Source organism: Ruegeria sp. BB10, from assembly GCF_056535725.1.
Window position 1 is genome coordinate 3,378,604 of sequence record NZ_JBQFIW010000001.1, and the last position, 24,342, is coordinate 3,402,945.

Genomic DNA, 24,342 nt, shown 5'->3' on the forward strand with positions numbered 1-24,342 from the left:
GGACCACAATGTCTGAGACAGTTCAATCCACGGCAGGCGGTGACGAACGGATCAAAGAGATCTCGCCACTGCGTCGCGCCCTGATCCGCCCCGAATTGGGCGGCATGGTCGGGACAGTTGCTGTTTTCACCTTTTTCCTGCTTTTTGCTTTTGACAGCGGCATGTTCAATAGCCAGGGCATCATGAACTGGTCCATTGTCTCGGCGCAATTCATGATCATCGCGGTAGGGGCCTGTCTGCTGATGATCGCGGGTGAATTTGACTTGTCCGTCGGTTCGATGATTGGTTTCGCGGGCATGATGATCGCAATCTTTTCGGTCACGCTTAGCTGGCCGGTCTGGATGGCGATCCTGGTGACATTTGCCCTGTGTGTCTCAATCGGCGCGCTGAACGGCTACATCGTCATACGAACGGGGCTGCCTAGTTTTATCGTCACCCTGGCATTTCTGTTCATCTTGCGCGGTTTCACGATCTACCTGCCGCAGACTATCGAACGCAAAACCATCATTGGCGGCATCAAGGACGTGGCCGAGGGCGATTGGTTAGCGTGGGTGTTTGGCGGCAAGGTGTTTCAAGGCTTCTTTGTCTGGCTGGGCAACAATGGCCTGATCGAAACGTTCTCACGTGGCACACGTGAAGGGCAGCCGGTCGTCGATGGAATTCCCATGTTGCTGATCTGGGCAATCGGGCTGATCATCTTTGGCCATGTGCTGTTGACCAAAACCAAGTTCGGGAACTGGATATTTGCTGCCGGTGGTGACGCCGAAGCGGCCCGGAACTCAGGCGTGCCGGTGAACCGGGTCAAGGTGCTGATGTTCATGTTCACTGCCTTTTGCGCCACGGTTTTCGCCACCTGTCAGGTGATGGAGTTTGGTTCGGCCGGTGCGGATCGCGGGTTGCTGAAAGAGTTCGAGGCGATCATCGCCGTGGTCATTGGCGGCGCATTGCTGACCGGTGGCTATGGCTCGGTCCTTGGGGCGGCGTTGGGCGCGTTGATCTTTGGCGTCGTGCAGCAGGGTCTGTTCTTTGCCGGTGTCGAAAGCTCGCTATTCCGGGTGTTCCTGGGCGTCATCCTTCTGGGTGCTGTGATCCTGAACACCTACATCCGTCGCATCATCACAGGAGAACGCTGAGATGACCGAAGACACCAAGTTCCACCACGGCGACGCGCAGGCCAAGAAACCGATTATTCGGATGGTCGACATTCAAAAGCATTTCGGTTCGGTGATTGCGCTGGCCGGTGTCAGCTTTGATCTGTGTTCCGGCGAATGCCACTGTTTGCTGGGCGACAATGGCGCGGGCAAGTCGACCTTCATCAAGACCATGTCGGGCGTACACAAGCCCACCGCCGGCGAGATCTTCTTTGAAGATAAGCCGATGCATTTCGAAGATCCGCGTGATGCGATTGCAGCGGGAATTGCCACCGTACACCAGCATCTGGCGATGATCCCACTAATGAGCGTCAGCCGGAACTTCTTTATGGGGAATGAACCAACGCGCAAAGTCGCGGGGATCAATTTCTTCGACAAGAAACTGGCCGATGAAATCACTATGGAAGAGATGCGAAAAATGGGCATCAACTTGCGTGGTCCCGATCAGGCCGTGGGTACCTTGTCGGGCGGTGAACGTCAGACGGTGGCCATTGCTCGGGCGGTTCATTTCGGCGCCAAGATTCTGATTCTGGACGAACCGACCTCGGCCCTTGGTGTACGCCAGACCTCGAACGTGTTGGCGACCATCGACAAGGTGCGCAGTCAAGGCGTAGGCGTTGTTTTCATCAGCCACAACGTGCGCCACGCGCTGGCTGTGGGCGACCGCTTTACCGTGTTGAATCGGGGCAAGACGCTGGGCACTGCACGGCGCGGGGAAATCACGCCAGAAGAGTTGCAGGACCTGATGGCAGGCGGTCAGGAACTGGCCGAACTGGAAGGGTCCTTGGGCGGAACGGTTTAACCCCGTTCCCCCATTTTGGGCCCACGGCCCGACATCAAACAAAATTGCAGGCTTGGCCAAATCGGCCTTGTGTTGAAAGGGATCACAATGGGCAAAACAGTCCGACTGACCGCAGCGCAAGCTTTGGTGCGCTATCTGGGTGCGCAGATGAACGAGGCCGGAGAGCCGTTCATCGCTGGTGTCTGGGCCATTTTCGGCCACGGCAATGTGGCAGGTCTGGGTGAGGCGCTGCACGCTGTCAAAGACACCCTTCCCACCTATCGCGGCCATAACGAGCAGACCATGGCGCATTGCGCGATTGCTTATGCCAAGCAGATGCGGCGTACCCGGGCGATGGCGGTGACCTCGTCAATTGGGCCGGGCGCGACCAATATGGTGACAGCGGCCGCGCTGGCGCATGTGAACCGCCTGCCGGTTCTGATCGTCCCCGGTGATGTATTCGCCACGCGTGGACCCGATCCGGTATTGCAACAGATCGAAAGCTTTGGCGACGGCACCGTCAGCGCCAATGACTGTTTCCGCCCGGTCAGCCGCTATTATGACCGTATCTCGCGCCCCGAACATCTGCTGACCGCACTGCCGCGCGCCTTCCGCACCATGACGGACCCGGCCGATTGCGGACCGGCAACATTGGCCTTTTGTCAGGACGTGCAGGCCGAAGCTTATGACTATCCCGAAAGCTTTTTTGAGCCGCGGGTCTGGTATCAGCGCCGTATCCGCCCGGATGAAGGCGAACTGGCCCGTGCCGTCGCGGCCATCAAGGCAGCGAAGCGTCCGGTTATCGTTGCCGGGGGTGGGGTGCATTACTCGGGCGCGACCGATGCACTGCAAAGCTTTGCTGAAACGCACAACGTCCCCGTTGCCGAGACGCAGGCTGGTAAATCGGCACTGGCCTGGGATCACCCTTTGAATCTAGGGCCGGTTGGCGTCACTGGCGGTGAGCCCGCCAATGACGTTTGTGCCGCCGCCGATCTGGTTCTGGCAGTCGGCACGCGGTTGCAGGATTTCACCACAGGTTCATGGGGCCTGTTCTCGAATCCCGAACGTGAGACGATTTGCCTGAACACAGCTGCCTATGACGCCGAAAAACACGGCGCCATGCCACTGCAATCCGACGCGCAAGTCGGGCTACAAGAGCTGGGCACGGCCTTGCAAGGATACCGCGTCGATCCGGTGGCCGACACGCTGAAGGCTGAATGGTTTGGCAAGGTCGATAAGCTGACCGATGCGCCGGGGGACGGCAACGCTCTGCCGACCGACATGCAGGTGGTGGGTGCGGTTCAACGCGCTTCGCACAACGACACCGTTGTGATGTGTGCGGCGGGCACCATGCCGGGTGAGTTGCACAAGCTGTGGAAAGCGCCGCGCCCGGGTTCGTATCACATGGAATACGGGTTCAGCTGTATGGGCTATGAAATCGCTGGTGCAATGGGGATCAAGATGGCTCAGCCGGAACGTGATGTGATCTGCTTTACCGGCGACGGCACTTATATGATGGCGAATTCGGAAATGGCGACGGCAGCGATGATGGGAATTTCGTTCACGGTCGTCATCACCGACAATCGCGGGTTTGGCTGTATCAACCGGCTGCAGATGGGTACGGGCGGGGCCGAGTTTAACAACTTGCTGGATCATGCGGTGCACGAAACGCCATCTGCCATCGACTTTGCCGCCCATGCGGCGGCGATGGGGGCGACTTCGGTCAAGGTCAGCTCGATTGCCGAGCTTGAGGACGCGCTGGCTAAACGCGGCGAGATCAAGGGGCCGTATGTGGTGGTTATCGACACTGATCCGTACCCCTCGACCGAACATGGCGGAACATGGTGGGAAGTGGCCGTTCCCGAGGTCAGCATCCGCCCCGAAGTGAATGAAAAACGGGCGGCCTACGAGGTTGCTATCAAGGAAAGAAACACGAAATGAGCGTGAAAATCGGAATCTCTCCGATCGCCTGGCAGAATGATGACCTGCCGGACATTACTGCGGCCTTCACCATGGAGCAGGCGCTGAAAGAGGCGCGTGAGATCGGCTATACAGGCGTAGAACGGGGCCAGCGAATGCCCAGCGATACCGAGGGTTTGCGCGCCTATCTCGACGGCAACGACATTGCGCTGTGCGGTGGCTGGTGCTCGGGCGCGTCGCTGGTCAATGACTTTGCAACTGAACGCGACGCTGTGCGCGCACAGGTCGAGCAATTCGTAGCCCTGAACAGTCCGTGCATCGTTTACGCCGAGTGTTCGAACACCGTGCAGGGGCAGATTGGAACGCCGGTCAACCACCGCCCCAAACTGTCGAAAGATGAGGTTATGGCCTATGCGGCTAAGATCACCGATCTGGCCAAGTGGGTGGGCGATCAGGGCATGACGATGGCCTATCACCATCACATGGGCACGATCATCGAAACCGAAGATGAGGTGAACTGGCTGATGGAGGGGTCGGGCCCCGAGGTGAAGCTGTGCTTTGACACCGGCCACCTGCTGTTTGGCGGCGGCGATGTGCTGGCCACCCTGAACCGCTGGGGCGACCGGGTGCATCATGTGCATTTCAAGGATATCCGGCCCGCCGTGGTGCAGGATACGCGCGAAAAAAACCGCAGTTTTCTGGATGCCGTTATCGCCGGGGCTTTTACCGTGCCCAGCGACGGCTGCATTGATTTCCAGGCGATTGCAAACGCGCTGAAGGCGATGGACTACGACGGCTGGATCGTGGTCGAGGCGGAACAGGACCCAGCCAAGGCGCCACCTTATGAATACTCCAAGATGGGTTACGACCACATTGTGGACGTGTGCGGAACGGCAGGGTTGAAGATCAAGGCGTAACACGCCGCCCAAGAGAGCAACACCAAAAGCCATGAGAAAGGAAAAAGTCATGGTAAATCAAGACCTCGGATATGTCGGCTATTTCGACCGGGAATCCTGCGATCTGGATGAATTTAAGGTGTTGACCTCGCAAAGTCTTTTGGCCGATGTGGTGCCCCTTGCCGCGTCGGTTGAAAAGAACATTCCTGTCTATGACATGCAGGCGTTGCGCCCGGCATTGGAACGGCCCGATGCACGCCGGGCAGTGCTGGCGGAATGGGCTTGGGTGCTGGACAAGTCCGCTGGCGTGATCGCCCTCAAGGGGGCATATGCGGATACTTCTATCATCGACCGCGCCACCGAAATCTTCCGAGAGCTTATCGACGAGGAGCGCCAAAGCGGGGCGGGTGAGGGCGATCACTTTGCGGCCTCGGGCGCCAATGACCGGATCTGGAACGCGTTGCAAAAGCAGTGCCTTCGCGACCCCGAAGGCTTTGCGCTGTATTTCGGGAACACCGCGATTGCGGCAGCGTGCGAGGCATGGTTAGGCCCGGACTATCAGCTCACCGCGCAGGTCAATCAGGTGCGTCCCGGCGGTAAGGCGCAGCAGGCGCATCGGGATTACCACCTTGGGTTTCAAAGCGCGGACAGTGCCGCCCAGTACCCGGCGCATGCCCACCTTGTGACTGCGTCGCTGACGTTACAGGGGGCGATTGCCCATTGTGATATGCCAGTGGAAAGTGGGCCGACAAAGCTGTTGCCGTTCTCACAGCTTTACCCATCAGGATATCTGGCGTTTCACGATACCGCCCATCAGGATCATTTCGAAGGCAATTATGTTCAACTGCCACTGGCAAAAGGCGATGCGGTGTTTTTCAACCCGGCGCTGTTTCACGCGGCGGGTGAAAACAGCAGCGCCGACATCCACAGGATGGCCAACCTGCTGCAAATCTCATCCGCGTTCGGGCGTGCGATGGAGGCGGTGGATCGCCGCGCCATGGCGCTGGAGGTTTTCCCGTCTCTCATTGCCCTGAAACAGCGCGGCGAGCTGGCAGGAGCAGAACTGGACGCCGCCATCGCCGCCACAGCGGAAGGCTACCCGTTTCCGACAAATCTGGACACGGATCCTCCGATCGGAGGCAACGCGCCGGAAAGTCAGGCCGATATCCTGCGAAGGGCCGTGGTCGAGGGCTGGACCGAAACAATTCTGGCCGAGGCGCTATCCGCCCTGCACACAAGGCAAGCTGCCTGAAGCAAGAACATCAAGGAGGCTAAAATGGCAGACCTGCTTAAGAAACCCTTCGGCACCCATGGAAAGGTCCATGACATCACCCCGGCTAGTGCGAGTTGGCAGTATGTCGGGTTCGGCCTCTATCATCTGCGCGCAGGGGATAAGGCGGCTGAGGCCACTGGTGAGCGCGAGGTCATTTTGGTCATGGTCGAGGGCAAGGCGCAGATCACTGGCGCCGGCCAGGATTGGGGTGTTCTGGGAGACCGGATGAATGTCTTTGAGAAGACCCCGCCGCACTGCCTGTATCTGCCAAATGGAACCGAGTGGGAGGCCATCGCCGAAACCGATTGCGTCATCGCCGTCTGCACCGCTCCGGGAAAAGGTGGGCACGCGGCGCGGCGGATCGGGCCCGACGGCATCACTCTGACCGAACGCGGCAGAGGGGTGAACACGCGCTATATCAACAACATCGCGATGGAAGCCGAGGATTATGCTGACAGTCTGCTGGTGACCGAGGTGTTCACACCGAATGGGCACTGGTCATCTTACCCCAGCCACCGGCATGACGAAGATGATTACCCGCGTATCACCTATTTGGAAGAGACCTACTACCACCGCCTGAACCCGGCCAACGGCTTTGGCATTCAGCGGGTCTATACCGATGACGGTCAATTGGATGAGACGATGGCAGTCTCAGATGGCGACGTCGTGACCGTCCCGCGCGGCCATCACCCGTGCGGCGCACCTTATGGGTTTGAGATGTACTATCTGAACGTCATGGCCGGACCTTTACGCAAGTGGCGTTTTGTACCCGCTCCCGAGGTTGAATGGATCATGGAGCGCGACGGGTAGGTCCGATCGGTCTACGTGGCGCGCTTTGAGTTACGTTTGCTTTGCGGAAATAAGGGTTTGAGGACCAGCTTCAGTGGCTTTTTGAACACGTCCACAACGAAAAAGAAAACCGGTCTCGACGCGCGGATCATGGACCGGGCATAGGCGTTGGCTTCCTCTTCTTGCTCGGCCACCTGTCCACCCTCACTGTGCCCAAGAACGTGATGGCCGACCTCGTGGTAAAAGGTGACTTCATTGTTGAGTGTTTCAATCCAACTAATCAGACCTTTGAGTTGGATCGTTGGTTGGGTCAGCACAATGCCAGAGAAGAACAGGTTGTACCTGCCCAGATAGTCTAGCTCAGGCCGCTCGGCGATAACGTCGATACGGGTCACGTCGTTTAACGACAATCCTTTGGTTTTGCTCCAACGCTGAAGGTTACGAATGACGCGGCGCGAATTTGCGACGTCATTGGCAATGAATACTGGAACGGTTTCGGCCAAGTAAACTGAAGGTGCATCTTCCAGCCGTTTTGCCAAAACGTTCAGCGTTCTGCGATGAACTGGATGCAGTTTGATCGATCCCAGCCGCATGACTTCCTGCCGGAACGCGTCGCCGTCCATCTCGCTTAGCAGGGCCAACAGGATACCAAAGTACTTTGGTAAAGGACCCGGAGGATTGTTTTTCCAGGCATTGGAGTTGAGTTTTTTCTTTATGACCGGGATGGCCTCTTCCTGATCAGAGAGTAATGCCCGCCATGCATCCCTAACAGTTTCTATGTGGTCAGTTGAAATGCCCCGCAAGAGCTTATTGAGGAAGCGTTCGGTGTTTCGTTGCATACCTCACGAATATCAGGATTATTCGTGGAGTGTAAAATCCCCATTTTGAAGCAATATGTTAGATGCTCCGGTATTAACTTTGCGGTGGCGCTCCGAAGGCCCGGATCACGAGCCGTGCGGCGGCTTCGACCGGGTCGTGGGTTTCTTTTAGAATGGTGACGCGGTCGAACCTTTCGGGGTCGCTGTTTACGGCTTCGCGCAGGGCGGCGCCAAAGGCCATGCGCAGCTCGGTCCCGATATTGAATTTGCAGATCGAGGTCCCGCGGGCCAGGCGGGTGCGCTGTTCAACCGGCACACCGGAACCACCATGAATGACCAAGGGCACGTCGGTCACGGCGTCGATCTGGTGGATGCGGTCTTCGTTTAGGCCGCCTTCCTTGTTCTGCTGCAGATGGACGTTACCGACAGAAATCGCCATCGCATCTACACCGCTTTCACGTGCGAACTGCGCGGCCTCGGCCGGGTCGGTACCATTTGACCCTTCGCCACCGGAATAGCCGACAAAGCCGATCTCACCTTCGCATGAAATCCCCGCCGCGTGGGCCATTTCGGCAATCGCGGCGGTCTCGTCAATATTCTGCTGCAACGGTTTGCGTGATCCGTCGAACATCAGCGATGTAAACCCGCTGTCCAGCGCGGTTTTGCAGTCCTCATACGTATAGCCGTGGTCCAGATGCGCGACAACGGGGACCGAGGCGTTTTCGGCCAGATGGCGGAACATCTTGCCCAGCACAGGCAGCGGCGTGTGTTCACGGCAACTAGGCCCCGCTTGCAGGATTACCGGCGCGTTTTCAGCCTCGGCCGCGGCCACATAGGCGCGCATGTCTTCCCAGCCCAGCGTGACCAGGCCGCCCACGGCATAGCCTTGTTCATAAGCGGGGGACAGGACGTCTTTCAGCGTGACAAGGGTCATTTGAACTTTGCAATCATGTCTTTGATGCCCGGAATAGTCTCGATCTGGTAGGCATGGGTTGGTTGGAAGAACTGCACCAGAGACCTCTGGCTGAGACCGCCGAGAATGGTGAAATAGTACATCTCATACCCCGGCAGAACGCAGCAGGGGTGATAGCCCTTGTCGATGCAAATCGTGGACCCGTCGACGATGTGATAAGCATCGCCGGGTTTGTTATCTTCGCGTTGCAACATCTGCAGGCCCGAGCCCCAATTGGGCTTGAAGCGGAAGTTATAGGTCTCGTCATGGCGCGACTCTTCCGGCAGGCGGTTGGTGTCGTGCTTGTGACTGGGGAATCCGGACCAACCGCCTTGACCTACAGTGAACAGCTCACTGACCAACAGACGACCTACCTTGTCGTGCTGTTTCTGACCGAGGATGTGCTTGATCTTGCGATGGGTTTTGGTGTCATCGCTGCCGTATTGCACAAGGTCATGCTCGCGCACATCGAACGGGTCAAGTACCTTGTCGTATTTGGCCCCGGCGATGAACACTTCGGCCTGATCCGAGACGCAGACCATCTGAGCCTTGGCGCCGACGGGGACATAGACGCCCTCGGGCTCGCCATCCCAGACGTCTTCACCCCGGTTGCCGAGCTTGGGGAACTGTACGCCTTCAACGTCGACATCCACGCTGCCGGTGGCGGGGGCGATGCAGGTTTCATACCCCGGCACCTGATATTCGAACACCTCACCTTTTTTCAGTTTGACGATGTTGAAATAGTTCAAAGGCACCGTAGGGTCGTCGGTATCGACGATGGGTTTGTTCTGATTGTCATAGGGCGCGATATGCATTGGGGTCTCCTATGTGGTCGGGCCGGGATGGGCGGAAAGGAATGCGTCCAGCTCGGATGTTGTGGGCATGGCGGGGGCGCAACCGGGTTGCGAAACCACGATTGATGCGCAAGCCGAGCCGCGCATCACGGCGTCTTTCAGTGAGTGCCCCGCCGCGATCGAGGCCAGCAGGCCAGCCATAAAACTGTCGCCCGCGCCGTTGGGTTTAACGGCGGTGACGGGGTATATGCCGGTAGCAATTTCCTGACCGTCTACCAGCGTGACGGCACCTTTCTCGCCCATCTTGTAGATGACGATCCGGCCGGGTTTTTCGGCCAGTTCCTTGGCTTTTGCGAACCCTTTTTCGATACCGCCAGCCATGAAGCCGAATTCTTCGTCATTGCCGACGATCAGGTCGCTGGCGCCTCCCGCGCGTGACAGCACATCCGCGGCAACCTCAGCCGAAGGCCAGCTGTAGGGGCGATAGTCGATGTCGAAGATGATCGGAAGACCAGCCGCGCGGGCATTGTCAAAAGCGCGGAACGTGGCGCTGCGCGAGGGTTCGGCGGCAAAGACGGTTCCAGCCGAAATCACAGCAGAGAAAGCCGAGAAATCAACCCTGTCCATATCTTCGTCGGTGACCTGAAAATCGACTGCGCCATTGCGATAGATGACGTTCTGGAAATTCTCGATTCGGCTTTCATAGACGGCCAGCGACATGCGGTATTCACCGCCCAGAACGCGGATATAGGATGCGTCCACGCCGTAATCGCGCAGTTTGTTAAGGCAGAATCGCCCCACCGCATCATCCGAGACTGATGTGATCAGAGATGCCTGACTGCCCAGCTTGACCAGACCGGCGCAGATATTTGCGGAAGACCCGCCCAGATCGGCGTGAAAGGTATCAGCATCTTCGCTTTTGACACCGATGGGATCTGCGTACAGGTCCATGCCTGCACGCCCCAATACGGCAAAGCGGTTACCTTTGATACCGTCTATCAAAGCGCTCACGTCATGTCCTCCGGCAAAGTGGGGTCGGCAAAGTTTGGACCTTGCGTTGAATCGATTCACACGATACTCATTTTGCAACCGGTTGCAAATAGTATGTTCGGAGCCGTGATAGATGCCTGAAATCGGAATTGGAATTGTGGGTGGCGGCTATATGGGCAAGGCTCATTCCGTCGCGATGTCAGCGGTAGGTGCGGTGTTCAACACCGCGTTGCGTCCGCGTCTGGAAATGATCTGTGCCTCAAGCCCTGAAAGCGCCGAACGCTATCGGGCGGCCTATGGATTCAAGCGCGCGACTGGGGATTGGCAGGCGCTGGTCAATGACCCGGCGGTCGAGGCCGTGGTCATCGCCTCGCCTCAGGAAACCCACCGTCAGATTGCCGAGGCGGCCTTTGCATTGGGCAAGCCGGTTCTGTGCGAAAAACCCCTTGGCGCGTCGATGGCTGATGGAGATGCCATGGTTGCCGCGGCCGAGGCGGCTGGTGTCACAAACATGGTCGGGTTCAACTACGTCCGCACGCCTGCCACTCAATTTGCACGGAAACTGATTGCCGACGGTGAATTGGGCGAAGTCACCTGGTTTCGGGGTGAACATACCGAGGATTTCTACGCCGACCCCGATGCCCCGGCCACGTGGCGCACAACGGGTATGGCCAACGGCACCATTGGCGATTTAGCGCCACATATGGTCAATGGGGCGCTGGCCTTGATGGGGCCGATTGCCGAAGTGATGGCCGAGGTTGAAACCGTCCACGAAACCCGTCCCGGCGGAAAAGTCACCAATGACGACCATGCTCAGATCATGTGCCGGTTCGAAAATGGCGCGATGGGCAATATCTATGTCAGCCGCATCTCAACCGGGCGTAAAATGGGCTATGCGTATGAGATTTCGGGCACCAAAGGCGCGCTGCGTTTCGATCAGGAAGACCAAAACGCCCTGTGGTTCTATCGTCGCGAAGGCCCCGAGGCGCATCGCGGTTTCACAAAGATCCTGACCGGTCCTGCACATCCGGACTACGAACCCTTCTGTCAGGGCCCAGGCCATGGCACTGGATATCAGGATCAGATTATCATTGAGGCCAAGGATTTCCTTGAAGCCATTCATGCCGGCCAACCGATCTGGCCCACCTTCCGAGACGGGCATGAGGTCAACCGGGTGCTGGCTGCAGCGCTGGCCTCGTCCGAGCGGCGGCAATGGCAAAACATAAGCGATTTCTGATCGCGCAACCGTAAAACCTGAAGAGAGACAAGAACCATGGCAAAGCTGAGATGGGGCATGATCGGTGGTGGCGAAGGCAGCCAGATTGGGCCTGCGCACCGTTTGGGAGCGCTGGCGGACGGGATGTTCGAACTCGCCGCGGGCGCGCTGGATCACCGCCCCGATGTGGGTCGGGAATATGCCCGACGGCTGGGTGTTGCTGCGGACCGCGCCTATGGCGATTGGCAGGAAATGCTGGCGGGTGAAAAAGGGCGCGAGGACCGGATTGATCTGGTGACAATTGCCACGCCAAACTCAACCCATTTCGAGATTGCCAAGGCGTTTCTTGAAGCCGGATTCAATGTGCTGTGCGAAAAGCCGATGACCATGACCGTGGAAGAGGGCGAAGAGATTGTCCGCGTGGCCGAGGCTTCGGGCAAGATCTGTGCAGTGAATTATTGCTATTCCGCCTATCCGATGGTGCGGCAGGCCCGTGCAATGGTGCGGGCTGGCGACATTGGGAAAGTGCGCTTGGTGGTGACTAATTTTAGCCATGGCCACCACGGCGACGCCACCGACGCCGACAATCCGCGCGTCCGTTGGCGGTATGATCCGGCCATGGCGGGTGTATCTGGGCAATTCGCTGATTGCGGTATCCACGCGCTGCATATGGCCAGTTTCATCTGCGATGATGAGGTCAAAACACTGTCCGCCGATATGGCCTCGACCATCCCAAGCCGGGAACTGGAGGACGATGCCATGGTGAATTTCCGAATGGAGGGCGGCACAGTCGGCCGCCTGTGGACCTCATCCGTGGCAATCGGGCGGCAGCACGGGTTCGACATTCAGGTGTTTGGCGAAATCGGGGGAGTGCGATGGCACTCGGAACAGCCCAATCAGCTGATTTATACACCCGTGGGGGGGCGTACTCAGATCATTGAAAAGGGTGAGGGTGGATTGCATGATGAGGTGCAGCGCCTGTCCCGCGTGGCGATTGCGCATCCCGAAGGGTTCCCCCTGGCCGTCGCCAATATCTATTGCGATCTGGCCGATGCGATCCGCGGAGAAACCCGTGACGGCCTGCCCGGCGCTTCAGACGGCGTCCGCTCGATTGCTGCCGTCCACGCGGCAGTCGCATCAGGCAAAGAAGACGGCGCGTGGAAAGATGCGCGCCCGCCGATGTTCCGATAATCAGGGGCGGGGCCGCAATGTGCCCCGCTCGATCACCCGGCAGGGGAATATCCGCGCTTCGGGATAGCGTTTGGGATTTTTCAACATCTCTTCAACCAGATCGACGGACGAGGTGATGATCTGCTTGATCGGCTGATGAATGGTGGTCAGGTCAATGTTCTCCCAACGCGACATTTCCATGTCGTTCAGGCCAATGATGCCGATATCTTCGCCGGGTTTCAGCCCGTGGTCGCGCAAGGCGGACAGCGCCCCAACCGACAGAATGTCGTCACCGCAAAAATACCCATCAGCCGGGGCACCTGCCAGCAGTCGCAACATCTCGGCACGTCCAGCCTCGAACGAATAGGCTCCCGCGAATGAGTGGGACACATCAAGTTCGGGGTGCTTTTCGACCTCTTCCATAAAGCCGCGATATCGGTCCATGGCCGAGGTCGCATCTTTTGGCCCCCCCAGATACCCCACGCGCCGATACCCGCGCGCCAGCAATTCCCGCGCCGCCATGCGCCCGCATTCGACGTTGTCGATTCCGACCACATGCACTTCGGGCGACGTGGCTGAGCGGCCAAACGTATGCACCACCGGCACGCCAGCATCATGGAACGCCTTGGCAAAACTGGGCGGCAGGGTCGATGAGGCGACGATGGCGGCATCCACAGAATACTGCCGCAGCATCCGCACCGAATTGGCCGGTTCAGTCTCGTCCGTCAGGTTGACGATCAGGGGTCGTAGCCCGCGCTCCTGCAGGGCGCGGGTGAACTGGTCGAAAACCTCAAGGAAGATCGGGTTGTGAAAGTTGTTGGAAATTAGCCCGATTAGCTTGGTCCGCCCGGTTGTCAGCGACGACGCCAGCGCATTGGGGCTGTAGCCCAACTCTTTGGCGGCTTTTTCAACCTTGCTGCGGGTCTTTGCCGAAACCGAGGCACCTTCGGTAAAGGTCCGCGACACGGCCGAGCGTGACACACCCGCTAGGGCAGCAACATCTTTCAAGGTGACACTCATGACTGGCACCCACGGTTAGGGGGGAAGCTGATCAGCAATTTCATGAAACAGATAGTATGCGCCAACAGCTATATTTTGCAATCGGTTGCAAGGCCGAGAGTCAAATAACACCGAGTCCGTGGTATTTGTGGAAGCAGAGGGAGAATGGTGGGTGATGAGAGACTCGAACTCCCGACATCTTCGGTGTAAACGAAGCGCTCTACCAACTGAGCTAATCACCCGTGACGCTGCATGTAGCCAAGCCTGCGCGCGGGTGCAAGAGGGTCCGGCACAATTTCTTTACCTCAATACCGGATAATCCGCCCCAGTGTATCGCAGGCCCCGGTAGTCTTGTTCATTTTCCGCAGGCTGGCCCTGATCGTATGGGAAAGACGCTTGCGTGCCCCCGGTTGCCTCAGATATCTCCGAAGGGACGCAACCTTCCTGACGCGAGAGCATATGATCCTGTCCCTTGCCCGCCGATGCGCAATCGCGGCCCTGGTGCTTGGCACTGTAACGCTGGCACCGCTCCGGGTCAGCGCGGCAGAAGTTTTGGTGTTTGCGGCTGCCAGTCTGAAAACCGCGTTGGATGAGATCGCACCGATATTCGAGCAGCAAACAGGGCATCAGGTGACGGTGTCCTATGCGGCCTCGTCAGTGTTGGCGCGGCAGATTCAGTTGGGCGCGCCCGCAGATGTGTTCATTTTCGCCAATGTGGATTGGATGGATGTTCTGCAGGATCAGGGATTGATCGACGTGGCCTCGCGCGTGGATCTGCTGGGCAATGGGCTGGTTCTGATCGGTGGGTCGGATCAGGCGCAGATCGGGCATATTCAGGCGGACACCGATTTGATTGCAAGGCTGGGCAGCGGGCATCTGGCCATGGCGCTGGTCGATGCGGTGCCTGCGGGTATCTACGGCAAGGCGGCCCTGCAAAAACTGGGGCTGTGGGAGGGCGTGCAACCTCGGATCGCCCAGACTGACAACGTGCGCGCGGCGCTCGCGCTGGTCGCGGCAGGGGCGGCGCCACTGGGGATCGTTTACCAATCCGATGCGCAGGTTGAAGATCGGGTGAAGGTCGTGGCCTCGTTCCCGTCAGAGCTTCACCCGCCGATCATTTACCCCGCTGCCGTAAACACTTCGGCGCGGCCTGAGGCACGGGCGTTTCTGGACCACCTGCAATCGGATACGTCCCAAACCATCTTTGCAGAACAGGGTTTTACCCTGCCGGGCAGTTGACACATGGGATGGTTGGGGCCCGCAGAAATTGAAGCGCTGAGATTGTCGCTGCGCGTTTCCTTCTGGGCGACGTTGGTGACATTGCCCTTTGGCATTTTCGTGGCTTATGCGCTGGCGCGCTGGCGGTTTCCCGGGCGTCAATTGCTGAATGGGTTGGTGCATCTGCCGCTGATCCTGCCGCCGGTTGTAACCGGGTATCTGCTGCTGCTGACATTCGGGATTCAGGGGCCGATGGGCAGGCTACTGGGGGAGTTCGGCATCGTGGTCGCCTTCCGCTGGACCGGAGCGGCGCTGGCGGCGGGGATTATGGCCTTTCCATTGATGGTGCGCGCTATTCGTCTGTCGATCGAGGCGGTAGACCCCAAGTTGGAACAGGCCGGAGCGACCTTGGGCGCGTCGCGGCCCTTTGTGTTTGCGACCGTGACCCTGCCAATGATCCTGCCCGGTGTGATCGCGGGCAGTATTCTCGCTTTCGCCAAGGCAATGGGCGAATTTGGCGCCACGATCACCTTTGTCTCAAACATTCCCGGCCAGACACAGACCTTGCCGTCAGCCGTCTATGCCTTCCTGCAGGTGCCCGGCGGTGAGGGGGCAGCGACCCGACTGGTTGTGATTTCAATCATCATTGCCATGGGCGCACTGCTACTGTCGGAATATATTGGTCGTCGCGCCGCCGCTCGGGTGTCCGGGTCATGAGGCTGTCTGTCCGCCTGCAGCATGACCTGCCCGATATCAAGCTGGACCTCAGCTTTGACGCGCCCTTGGGGGTGACGGTTCTGTTCGGGCGGTCGGGGTCGGGCAAGACCACCGTGGTCAATGCCGTGGCGGGGCTTCTGCGGCCCAAAGCCGGGCGTGTTGCCGTTGATGGGTGGGAACTGTTTGATACCGAACAGGACCTCTGGTTACCGCCGCATCGTAGGCGATTGGGTTACATCTTTCAGGAAGGTCGCCTGTTCCCGCATCTGACAGTGCGCCAAAATCTGGCCTATGGTCGCTGGTTCGCACCAAAGCGCGCGCGCCGCGAGAACCCGGACAAGGTGATCGAAATGCTGGGTATCGGGCATCTGCTGGATCGCCGTCCAGCGGGCTTGTCGGGCGGAGAAAAGCAGCGAGTCGCCATTGGGCGTGCACTATTGGCCAGCCCGCGCCTGATCCTTGCCGACGAGCCGCTGGCCGCGCTGGACGATGCGCGCAAGGCTGAGATCCTGCCCTATTTCGAACGGCTGCGGGATGAGGTTTCAGTGCCCATTCTGTACGTCACCCATTCCGCGGCCGAGGTCGCACGGCTGGCCACTTCTGTCGTCGCTTTGCAGGATGGCAAAGTAGTGCGGCATGGCCCTGCCTCAGAAGTTATGGCTGACCCGTCCGTGGCTCCGGCCGGGGTTCGCGCTGTGGGCGCGGTGCTGAATGTGCGGGTTCAGGAACATCATGCGGATGGGTTGACCGAGCTGGAGGCCGGCGGTGCACGCCTATTCCTGCCACGTATCCCGCATCAGGTAGGGGAAGACCTTCGAATCCGTATTCCCGCGCAAGAGGTGATCCTGTCCAGCAAGCGGCCTGATGGATTGTCGGCGTTGAACATGTTGGAAGGGACGGTTGCCACCATCCGCGCGGGCGGCGGGCCGGGCGCCATTGTCTCATTGCAAACGTCCGCAGGGCCGATCTTGGCGCGCGTGACCCGCCGTTCTGTTGCGGCTTTGGGATTGGAACCGGGCAAGTCCTGTTTTGCGGTAATCAAGACCGTTGCCCTGGCGCCGCAGGATGTGGGCGGCAGGCTGACCCCGTCTTAAATCAGCGCGCGCGCTTCGAATTCACGCAGAACCAAACGGGCGGCGCGACCGAAGCCATTCCCATCAGGGGTCGCGGTATCGGGGAATATCGCCGCCAATTCCTGCAATGCCTCGGATGACAGCGTGTACAAGGATTCCTCACCCAGAAACAGGCTTTCAGCCGATGCGCCTTCGGCGGTCAGGATTTCATGTTCGTCCAGCAGAATGTGGAAATACTCGACGGCCGCGTCAGAGGTTTCAATATCGATCCCTGGCCAGGAACACAGATGTTTGGCCGCGACCAGCGCCTCGGGCGTGCCGAACAGCAAATCGACCTTGGGACCGCGGATCAGAACGCGGTGCTGCTGCGACACCAGCAAATCCCGGTTGGGCGTATTTGGGCCAAGGCTGCCCGCGCTGATCCTGACAGGCCGCATGGCGGGATTTTCTCGTAATCGCTCGGGTGGCAGTACGCTGCTTTCGATCCATCGGATCGGTTGCGGGCCGTGATCTGCGGTCAGAACCTGATCTCCAACGGATAAGGCCTCGATTAGTTGCGCACCACCCGGGGTTTCGATCAGCGTGCCAGCGGTAAAACACACCCCTTCGATGGTGATCGTGATCTCTTGCTGCAGGTCGAAAGGGAAAGGCCCAAGAAAAGTGCCGAACTCACCGGTCACTTGAATGGTGAAGGTATCGGTGACGATTTGGTTGTCGTCCAGACTGTCAAAAAACGCCGGGTCAACTGTATAGGTCCATTCGCCTGTATTCGGGTCGACGCTGGCTGTTCCAAAAGCCGGAGGCGAAGAGATGACCCATGTTTCCGACAAAATGGGGACGTTGCTGTCCAGATCCAGATCGCCCATAGCCTGGTTCGGAGGGTTGCCGGTCACATCGCCGGTTATTTCACCCGTAATTGCTATCGAAACCATGTTACGTGCCCTCTGCTGCCAGAACCCGTGCGAATTCCTGCTTGCGGTACAGCTGCATATGAATCGCGCCCGTGTCATCACGCGTCCATTCCACGATCCGGTTTTGAGACATATCACTGTCCATGCGGTTCGTGCGAACCCTAGGCTGGGGGATGCTCTTTTTCAGCATCTCTACAATTTGATTGGTCTGCCCGAACGGGGCGACAAGATCGACGATCCAGAACGACGACCCGCTGGTGAAATCGGCCTCGGTCAACGGAGTTTCCTGAATGGCGTATCGGTGTTCGGCCTCGGGGCTAAGGCCAGCGAATGTCACGAATCCGCGCGGAAAGCCATTTTGGCGAAAGATGTGATATTGGCCCAGCCGGAACGGCGTTTCAAAGGCATAAAGCACCTGCGCCAGACTGCGATCCCTATGCGGTGTTGTCAGCGACGCCAGATAGAACAGCGCGCCGAAATCCGCATATTTTTCGGGCGGAATGTCGAACCAGTCCTTTGGGAATGCCTTGCTCAACCCGTGCCTCGTGCAAATGACCGACGATCAGAGGTTACCCTCTAAAGTCCTGAAATGATACCATTTCGGTCACATAGGCGCGTTTCCGTTGCGGAATGGTGAGAATTGCGCCGCCTATCGTTAACTTTACTCATCGAGCCTAATCCCTATCATTTCAAACAAAGCCGTATTTTGGTTAGAGGAGTTTTGCCATGCAATTATTCAAATTATTGAGCGTAAGCGTTCTGGTGTTGGTGCCAGCCCTCGCGCAAGCGACCGGGTTTGGGTTTAGGTATGGCTTCAATCCCGGCTTTCGCACGACAGTGACGCCATTGGACAATGGCAACTATCAAGTGGCCACGCATGGCACGTCAAAGGCAATTGCCTATTGGTGCGGTATCGGTGATTTCGCCATCCGCACCCTTGGCCTGCCGACAACGCAGCAGATTTATGTCTCGAGACCTTATGAAAAGCAAACACGGACGGTGGAGTTTTCGCTGACTAAGCCCGAAGGGGGCAGCACAAAAAAGAGTTATTCAATCAGCGTCAGCCGCGTGGGCGAAAGTATGTCGGCATCCGGGGCGCAAAGCCGTTGCTACGATAACTTTATGGATTTCGATTTCTGAGGGTAGATCAGACCCATTTGGCCATCGGCGGCAAGCTCATCAGCACGGCGTCGGAATCGTGGCCGGTTTCCAGCCCAAACTTGGTGCCCCGGTCGTAAACCAGGTTGTATTCGGCATAGAGGCCCCGATGCACAAGCTGAGCGTTCTTGTCGGCATCGTTGAATCCTTGCACGCGGCGCTGTTCGACCAGGGGTAAAAAGGCCGGAAGAAAGGCACGGCCGATATCTTGTGTCAGCGCAAAATCCGCAGCCCAATCGCCGGTGCAGTAATCATCCATGAAGATACCGCCAACCCCGCGGGCGCGTTTGCGGTGCGGGATATAGAAATATTCGTCCGCCCATTCTTTCAGGCGTGGGTAATGACCTGGCCCGTGCGGGTCCAGATGAGCCTTTTGCGTGGCGTGAAAATGGGCCGTGTCCTCGTCATATTCAATGCAAGGGTTCAGGTCGGACCCACCGCCGAACCACCATGCATGTGGGGTCCAGAACATGCGAGTGTTCATATGCACCGCCGGAACATGCGGATTTTGCATATGCGCCACCAGCGAAATGCCCGAGGCCCAAAAGCGCGGGTCTTCGGTCATGCCCGGAATGCCTTTGCGCGCTGCCATCGCCTGCTGCGCGCGCACGCCAAGTGTCCCGTAGACGGTTGAGATATTGACGCCGACCTTTTCGAACACGCGGCCACCGCGCATCACCGACATCAATCCGCCGCCCGCATCCGTGCCATCTTCGGACTGGCGCGTGGTTTCCTTGATTTCGAACCGTCCAGGTCTGGCGTCCGAAAACGGCCCGGTGTCGTGGCTGTCTTCAAGAGCCTCAAAGGCGGTGACGATTTGGTCCCGCAATTGGCGGAACCATGCAGAAGCGGTGGATTTTTCGGTGTCGAACATATGTGTCAGTGCGCTGGGGCTGCAACGGGGTCCAGCAGGGTGCGGCCGCCGTCAATGGTTAGAATTTGTCCGGTGATGAAACCTGCGGCGTCCGAGGCCAGAAACTGTGCTGTTTCGGTCAGTTCGGTCGGCGCAGCAATGCGGGCCAGCGGAGTGTGTTTTTCAATATCGTCCCGAAAGTCGCGGTTCTCTTTCAGTGTGGAGCGCAATGAGGCGCTCATCACGGATCCCAATGCGATGGAATTTACCCGAATACGGTTGGGGGCCAGCGCGACAGCCAAGGATCGGGTCATCTGATCCAGCGCGGCGGTCGAGACGGAATAGGCCATCAGGTCAGGGTGGGTTCGTCGCGCTGCAATCGAAGACAGGTTGATGATCGAGCCTGCAATGTTTTCCTCGTCATCTCCGGCTTGTTTGATCATGCGTTTGGCGACCAACTGGCTTAACCGAAGGGCGGGCATTAGGTTCTGATTCAGAAGGGTGCGGACTGAATCGTCTTCGGCATCCAGCGGATCAGAAGGGATCACCTGACGGGCGCCGTTGATCAGGATATCCACCTGATCGAAGGCGTCGATTGTGGCCGACAGCAGGTTGGCAATTGTCAGCTTTTCCCGCAGGTCGCCAGCAAAGAAACGGATATTGCTGTCATCGGCCTGCTCGCCCAGTTCTTCGGCCAGCCGCTTTTCGTCCATGTCGGCGAACATCACATTGGCCCCGGCATCAGCAAAGTGGCGCCCGATGGCCAGGCCGACTCCGTTGGCGCCGCCGGTCACGATTGCGGTTTTGCCTGCTATGGAAAAGGACATGCGCTTCCTCCTGAATTGCGGCGCAGGTTAACTGGGATCACCGCCGAGGGCGAGAGGCATGGAACACCTTGAACCGATTGTCGCCGGTCACTTCTTCGACATGCGCAAATGTGTCGGTCAATGTGGGCTCATAGGGGAGGTGGCGGTTGGCCACCATCCACAATGTGCCATTGCGGGTCAGGTTCTTTGCCGCGGATGTGATAAAGCCTTGCCCCAGTGCCGGATCGGCGTTGCGCATAGTGTGGAACGGTGGGTTCATCACCACGGTGTCGATGGGTTCGTAGGCACGCCATGTCACCGCATCGGCCCAGTGAAACTGAGCGCGGGGATCAGTCACATTGGTGCGGGCGCAGGTCAGCGCAATATGGTCGGCCTCGACCAGGTGCAAGGATTTCAGCCCCGGCGCCTGCAGCAGCCCGGCCGAAAGATACCCCCAACCGGCCCCCAGATCGGCGACCCGAGCGCCCAGCTTGTCCGGCAGCGCGGCCCGCAACAGGGCCGAGGCCGGATCAATGCCGTCGGCCGAGAATACGCCTGGCGCGGTTTTAAAACCGTCCGCGGTCTGATGGGCGGGCGCGGCCCAATCCGCAAAGGTATGCGGATCGGACTGGAACCAGAAGATCTTGCCATGCGCCTTTGAAATCGGCCCCTCAACCGCGACCCGCTTGCGGATGTCCTTCAATAAACTGTCCACACCGTCGGTCTTGGCGCCGTCAACTACAATCACGCCATTCGCGCGGGTGCAGGCCTGCTGCACCATCGACCGGGCCAATGCCTTGGCGCGTGGCAGGATTACGATGGCGTCCTGACAGGGATCTTGCGCCACAGGTACAACCGCGAAGCCCAGTTGGGTGAAATGGTCGTGAAAGGGTTTAAACGGCTGCACCACTTGCGTTTCACGCGGCAAATCAGACAGGTCACTGGCCGATGTTGGCCCCAGTACAGTCAGTGGTTGCGACAAGGTCAGACCGCTTTGCAGCGCAATATCAAGGCGAGGGGACATAAGCGATTCCGTAAGACCGGTCTGGTCTTACTCTTCCCGTTCCATGGTGCATTGCAAGGGGTGCTGGTGCCTGCGGGCGAAATCCATGACCTGGCCCACCTTGGTCTCGGCGATCTCGTGGCTGAACACGCCAACGACGGCCACGCCTTTTTTATGCACCGTCAGCATGATCTCGAACGCCTGCGCGTGGGTCATGCCAAAGAACCGTTCCAGTACATGCACAACGAATTCCATCGGCGTGTAATCATCATTCAGCAGCAGAACCTTGTACAGCGGCGGACGCTTGGTCTTGGTGCGCGTCTGTACCAGGACAGACGCGTCGGCATCGTCGTCGTCCGACTTGTCAGACATCATCCATTGGTGTTCAAGCATCGCGTTCTACTGTCCGATTCAGGCTTCGGTTTGTCTTTGCGCTTATATAACGTCGAACCAGCCAGAGAAAAGAGCCAGCAGGACGTAATAGCCATGGGCCAAAATCTTACCACAATCGGCTTCGATGCGGATGATACATTGTGGCACAATGAGCGGTTTTTTCAGCTGACGCAGGCTTATTTCGCCGATCTTCTGGCGGATCACGCCGAAAGGGATCACCTGATGGAGCGTCTGCTGGCCGCAGAAAAACGCAATATCCGGCACTATGGATATGGAATCAAAGGTTTCACCCTATCGATGATCGAAACTGCGATTGAGGTGACGGATGACCGGGTTCCCGCCTCGGTCATTCGGCAATTGATAGAAGCCGGGCAAGAGATGCTGGCCCATCCGATCGAGCTGTTGCCCCATGCACGCGCGGCGATTGAAAGCGTGGCGGCGACTCATCAGGTGGTGCTGATCACCAAGGGAGATCTGATTGATCAAGAGAGGAAACTGGCCCAGTCGGGGTTGGGTGAGCTATTCGACGGGGTCGAGATTGTGTCCGAGAAAACGCCCCAGACCTATCGGCTCATCTTTGGCCAATACGGTGACGGGCCTGCATCGGCGATGATGGTTGGCAATTCGATGCGCTCGGACGTGGTGGCCCCGATACAGGCCGGGTGCTGGGGCGTGTATGTGCCGCACGGTCTGGTTTGGGAAATCGAACAGGCCGAAACCCCGGCGGATAACCCGCGATACCGCGAGCTTCAGGATTTGGGTCAGCTTGCCAATCTTGTTCAGCGACTCAGCTGATGTGGCCGAATGGTCTCAGTCCTGAAAAATCGACGCCCAGCGTCGGCAAATTCTGGTCATATTCATGGATTTGGTGGTGGCAAGGGTGCGCCTGACCACATGTGGTGTGTCCGTGGCAAGCTCAAGAAACCGCGAATTCACGAGCTTTTTGTTTCTTTCACTGGGTCTCTGTGTTAGCCTGATCAATAATATAATAATTATTTAGCCGACCGGGAAAACCCGGCGGCCCGAGGTAGACAGAGGCAAAGATCGTGCAGGTTCGGCGGACAGTTCCGGCCCGAATGGGCTTATTCCTTATAGCATTCTTGTGGCTGCTCTCCTTTGCGCCGTTGCAAGGGGTGGCTGCTCCTTATGCGGCGATGGTGATCGATGCACGCACCGGCGAGGTGCTGCATTCGCGTAATGCCGACACACGGCTGCATCCGGCTTCGCTGACAAAGATGATGACGCTTTATATTGCGTTCGAAGCGGTGCGGAACGGTGAGATCGACCTGGATACCCAGGTGCGCATCACCAAAAAGGCCGCGTCCGAGCCGCCGTCAAAGCTGGGCTTGCGGTCCGGTCAGCGAATTGCATTCCGCTATCTGATCCGCGCGGCGGCGGTGAAATCGGCTAATGATGCCGCCACCGCCATCGGGATTGCAATCAGCGGGTCCGAAGCCGCCTTTGCCCGCCGCATGACCCGAACCGCCAAGGCGATGGGCATGAGCCGCACAACCTTCAAGAACGCGCATGGTTTGACGGAATCAGGCCACCTGTCGACCGCGCGTGATATGACCACTTTGGGCCGTCATCTGCTGTATGATTACCCGCAATACTACAATCTGTTCTCGCGCCAATCGACACATGCGGGGATCAAGACCGTTCCCAACACCAACCGCCGCCTGCTGGCCGCCTATAAGGGCGCTGATGGGATCAAGACAGGCTACACCCGGGCTGCGGGCTTCAATCTTGTGGCCTCGGCCAAGCGCAAAGATGAACGTATCATCGCCACCGTCTTTGGCGGCAAGTCGGGCGCATCGCGCAACGCCAAAGTGGCCGAGCTGTTGGACATGGGCTTCCGCCGCGCCCCGTCTCGGGCACCGATCCGTAAACCGGCGCGCCCGGCCTATGCCGGGAATGCCGGATTGGGCGCGACGGTTGCAGCTCTGACCGGTGCACCAAATTCCAGTCTCCGTCCGGTACTGCGTCCAACGGCAGGGTCTGCGGTACAGGTTGCGGGTACGGTTGCTGCGACAGCGGCCAAGAACGGCGCGCGTATTCAGGACGGTATTGCAGCCGCCATGGCCGCTGCGGATATCCAAACCCCAACCGGCGACACAGCGCGCCCCGCTGCGCGTCCGAATGATCTGGTTCTGGCGTCGGCCGATCCGGCCGTGCAGCCGGAACCCGAACCGGAAATTGTCACCCGCCTTTCCACGTCCGGCGGGCATCTGTGGGGCGTCAACGTGGGCCGCTATACCACCCGATACGAGGCGGAAAAGGTTTTGCTGAAAACTGCCCTGTCGGAAATGACCACTCTGGAAGGCACGCTGCGCAAGGTGAACCAAAGCTCGCGCGGCTTTGACGCGACATTCCAGGGCATGACCCGCGAACAGGCCGATTTGGCCTGCCGCAGGCTTCAGGCCCGGAATGTCACCTGTTTCATGATCGGGCCGTCATAAGA

The 24,342-nt window shown here is 58.6% G+C and carries 25 protein-coding genes and 1 tRNA gene; 14 read left to right on the forward strand and 12 right to left on the reverse strand.

Translation table 11 applies throughout. The features are described from left to right. Positions 1 to 8 precede the first annotated feature (8 nt). The 6 genes from ACR3EP_RS17375 (at position 9) to iolB (ending at position 6,831) form a co-directional block, all read left to right on the forward strand. The gene (locus tag ACR3EP_RS17375; protein WP_170350495.1) at positions 9 to 1,133 is read left to right on the forward strand and encodes an ABC transporter permease; all 1,125 of its coding nucleotides are present in this window, start codon (positions 9 to 11) and stop codon (positions 1,131 to 1,133) included. 1 nt (position 1,134) lies between these two features. Further along, positions 1,135 to 1,953 carry an ATP-binding cassette domain-containing protein gene (locus ACR3EP_RS17380; RefSeq protein WP_170350493.1) on the forward strand — a complete coding sequence of 273 codons (819 nt, stop codon included), beginning with the start codon at positions 1,135 to 1,137 and terminating at the stop codon, positions 1,951 to 1,953. A gap of 87 nt (positions 1,954 to 2,040) precedes the next feature. Next, positions 2,041 to 3,873 (forward strand): 3D-(3,5/4)-trihydroxycyclohexane-1,2-dione acylhydrolase (decyclizing), encoded by a 1,833-nt coding sequence (gene iolD / locus ACR3EP_RS17385; protein WP_480638789.1) that lies wholly within the window; start codon positions 2,041 to 2,043, stop codon positions 3,871 to 3,873. Then, positions 3,870 to 4,769: a myo-inosose-2 dehydratase gene (iolE, locus tag ACR3EP_RS17390; RefSeq protein WP_425081612.1), complete on the forward strand. Its 900-nt coding sequence runs from the start codon at positions 3,870 to 3,872 to the stop codon at positions 4,767 to 4,769. The genes iolD and iolE overlap by 4 nt, the downstream gene beginning before the upstream one ends. Positions 4,770 to 4,818: 49 nt before the next feature. Continuing rightward, positions 4,819 to 6,000 (forward strand): phytanoyl-CoA dioxygenase family protein, encoded by a 1,182-nt coding sequence (locus ACR3EP_RS17395; protein ID WP_480638790.1) that lies wholly within the window; start codon positions 4,819 to 4,821, stop codon positions 5,998 to 6,000. 24 nt (positions 6,001 to 6,024) lie between these two features. Next, positions 6,025 to 6,831: a 5-deoxy-glucuronate isomerase gene (iolB, locus tag ACR3EP_RS17400; RefSeq protein WP_480638791.1), complete on the forward strand. Its 807-nt coding sequence runs from the start codon at positions 6,025 to 6,027 to the stop codon at positions 6,829 to 6,831. Positions 6,832 to 6,842: 11 nt separating this feature from the next. Here iolB and ACR3EP_RS17405 read toward each other — a convergent pair whose 3' ends face one another. From ACR3EP_RS17405 to iolC, 4 genes are all read right to left on the reverse strand, one after another. After that, positions 6,843 to 7,649, reverse strand: coding sequence for a hypothetical protein (locus ACR3EP_RS17405; RefSeq protein ID WP_480638792.1), 807 nt, complete (start codon positions 7,647 to 7,649; stop codon positions 6,843 to 6,845). A gap of 73 nt (positions 7,650 to 7,722) precedes the next feature. Further along, positions 7,723 to 8,562 carry a class II fructose-bisphosphate aldolase gene (locus ACR3EP_RS17410; protein ID WP_480638793.1) on the reverse strand — a complete coding sequence of 280 codons (840 nt, stop codon included), beginning with the start codon at positions 8,560 to 8,562 and terminating at the stop codon, positions 7,723 to 7,725. Continuing rightward, positions 8,559 to 9,395, reverse strand: a complete 837-nt coding sequence (locus ACR3EP_RS17415) for a 5-deoxy-glucuronate isomerase (RefSeq protein WP_480638794.1) — start codon at positions 9,393 to 9,395, stop codon at positions 8,559 to 8,561. The genes ACR3EP_RS17410 and ACR3EP_RS17415 overlap by 4 nt, the downstream gene beginning before the upstream one ends. A gap of 9 nt (positions 9,396 to 9,404) precedes the next feature. Further along, complete coding sequence (iolC, locus tag ACR3EP_RS17420; protein ID WP_480638795.1) at positions 9,405 to 10,385, reverse strand: 5-dehydro-2-deoxygluconokinase; 981 nt, start codon at positions 10,383 to 10,385, stop codon at positions 9,405 to 9,407. 112 nt (positions 10,386 to 10,497) lie between these two features. On the opposite strand from iolC, the gene ACR3EP_RS17425 reads away from it, so the two are divergent. Both ACR3EP_RS17425 and ACR3EP_RS17430 read left to right on the forward strand, forming a co-directional pair. After that, on the forward strand, positions 10,498 to 11,601 hold the full coding sequence (locus tag ACR3EP_RS17425) for a Gfo/Idh/MocA family protein (RefSeq protein ID WP_480638796.1): 1,104 nt from the start codon (positions 10,498 to 10,500) through the stop codon (positions 11,599 to 11,601). A gap of 36 nt (positions 11,602 to 11,637) precedes the next feature. Beyond that, entirely contained in the window at positions 11,638 to 12,771 is a 1,134-nt protein-coding gene (locus tag ACR3EP_RS17430; protein ID WP_170350475.1) for a Gfo/Idh/MocA family protein, read from the forward strand. Here the strand turns inward: ACR3EP_RS17430 and ACR3EP_RS17435 are convergent, their stop codons facing one another. Both ACR3EP_RS17435 and ACR3EP_RS17440 read right to left on the reverse strand, forming a co-directional pair. Further along, entirely contained in the window at positions 12,772 to 13,770 is a 999-nt protein-coding gene (locus tag ACR3EP_RS17435) for a LacI family DNA-binding transcriptional regulator (protein ID WP_480638797.1), read from the reverse strand. 145 nt (positions 13,771 to 13,915) lie between these two features. Next, positions 13,916 to 13,991, reverse strand: a tRNA-Val gene (locus ACR3EP_RS17440). Between the two features lie 217 nt (positions 13,992 to 14,208). Here ACR3EP_RS17440 and modA point away from each other — a divergent pair. From modA to modC, 3 genes are read left to right on the forward strand one after another with little or no spacing between them, the layout of a single operon-like run. Next, positions 14,209 to 14,988, forward strand: coding sequence for a molybdate ABC transporter substrate-binding protein (gene modA, locus ACR3EP_RS17445; RefSeq protein ID WP_170350471.1), 780 nt, complete (start codon positions 14,209 to 14,211; stop codon positions 14,986 to 14,988). Positions 14,989 to 14,991: 3 nt separating this feature from the next. Next, on the forward strand, positions 14,992 to 15,684 hold the full coding sequence (modB, locus tag ACR3EP_RS17450) for a molybdate ABC transporter permease subunit (protein ID WP_170350469.1): 693 nt from the start codon (positions 14,992 to 14,994) through the stop codon (positions 15,682 to 15,684). Further along, positions 15,681 to 16,778, forward strand: a complete 1,098-nt coding sequence (gene modC / locus ACR3EP_RS17455) for a molybdenum ABC transporter ATP-binding protein (protein ID WP_480638798.1) — start codon at positions 15,681 to 15,683, stop codon at positions 16,776 to 16,778. Before modB ends, modC begins: the two co-directional genes overlap by 4 nt. Here modC and ACR3EP_RS17460 read toward each other — a convergent pair. Both ACR3EP_RS17460 and ACR3EP_RS17465 read right to left on the reverse strand, forming a co-directional pair. After that, the gene (locus tag ACR3EP_RS17460) at positions 16,775 to 17,689 is read right to left on the reverse strand and encodes a Hint domain-containing protein (RefSeq protein WP_480638799.1); all 915 of its coding nucleotides are present in this window, start codon (positions 17,687 to 17,689) and stop codon (positions 16,775 to 16,777) included. The two genes, modC and ACR3EP_RS17460, sit on opposite strands and share 4 nt — an antisense overlap. Before the next feature lies 1 nt (position 17,690). Further along, complete coding sequence (locus tag ACR3EP_RS17465; protein WP_480638800.1) at positions 17,691 to 18,203, reverse strand: toxin-activating lysine-acyltransferase; 513 nt, start codon at positions 18,201 to 18,203, stop codon at positions 17,691 to 17,693. A gap of 191 nt (positions 18,204 to 18,394) precedes the next feature. Here ACR3EP_RS17465 and ACR3EP_RS17470 point away from each other — a divergent pair, with 191 nt between their 5' ends. After that, positions 18,395 to 18,808 (forward strand): hypothetical protein, encoded by a 414-nt coding sequence (locus ACR3EP_RS17470; protein WP_170551402.1) that lies wholly within the window; start codon positions 18,395 to 18,397, stop codon positions 18,806 to 18,808. Positions 18,809 to 18,815: 7 nt separating this feature from the next. Here ACR3EP_RS17470 and hemF read toward each other — a convergent pair whose 3' ends face one another. From hemF to clpS, 4 genes are read right to left on the reverse strand one after another with little or no spacing between them, the layout of a single operon-like run. After that, positions 18,816 to 19,700: an oxygen-dependent coproporphyrinogen oxidase gene (gene hemF, locus ACR3EP_RS17475; RefSeq protein ID WP_480638801.1), complete on the reverse strand. Its 885-nt coding sequence runs from the start codon at positions 19,698 to 19,700 to the stop codon at positions 18,816 to 18,818. 5 nt (positions 19,701 to 19,705) lie between these two features. Continuing rightward, entirely contained in the window at positions 19,706 to 20,506 is an 801-nt protein-coding gene (locus ACR3EP_RS17480; RefSeq protein WP_170350457.1) for an SDR family NAD(P)-dependent oxidoreductase, read from the reverse strand. Positions 20,507 to 20,543: 37 nt separating this feature from the next. Further along, complete coding sequence (locus ACR3EP_RS17485; protein ID WP_480638803.1) at positions 20,544 to 21,509, reverse strand: class I SAM-dependent methyltransferase; 966 nt, start codon at positions 21,507 to 21,509, stop codon at positions 20,544 to 20,546. Between the two features lie 27 nt (positions 21,510 to 21,536). Next, entirely contained in the window at positions 21,537 to 21,881 is a 345-nt protein-coding gene (gene clpS / locus ACR3EP_RS17490; protein ID WP_170350453.1) for an ATP-dependent Clp protease adapter ClpS, read from the reverse strand. 93 nt (positions 21,882 to 21,974) lie between these two features. Between clpS and ACR3EP_RS17495 the strand changes: the two genes are divergently transcribed. After that, a complete protein-coding gene (locus ACR3EP_RS17495; protein ID WP_170361593.1) occupies positions 21,975 to 22,676 on the forward strand; it encodes an HAD family hydrolase in 702 nt (233 codons plus the stop codon). A 281-nt stretch (positions 22,677 to 22,957) separates the two neighbouring features. Further along, positions 22,958 to 24,340 carry a D-alanyl-D-alanine carboxypeptidase family protein gene (locus ACR3EP_RS17500; protein WP_480638804.1) on the forward strand — a complete coding sequence of 461 codons (1,383 nt, stop codon included), beginning with the start codon at positions 22,958 to 22,960 and terminating at the stop codon, positions 24,338 to 24,340. Positions 24,341 to 24,342 lie beyond the last annotated feature (2 nt).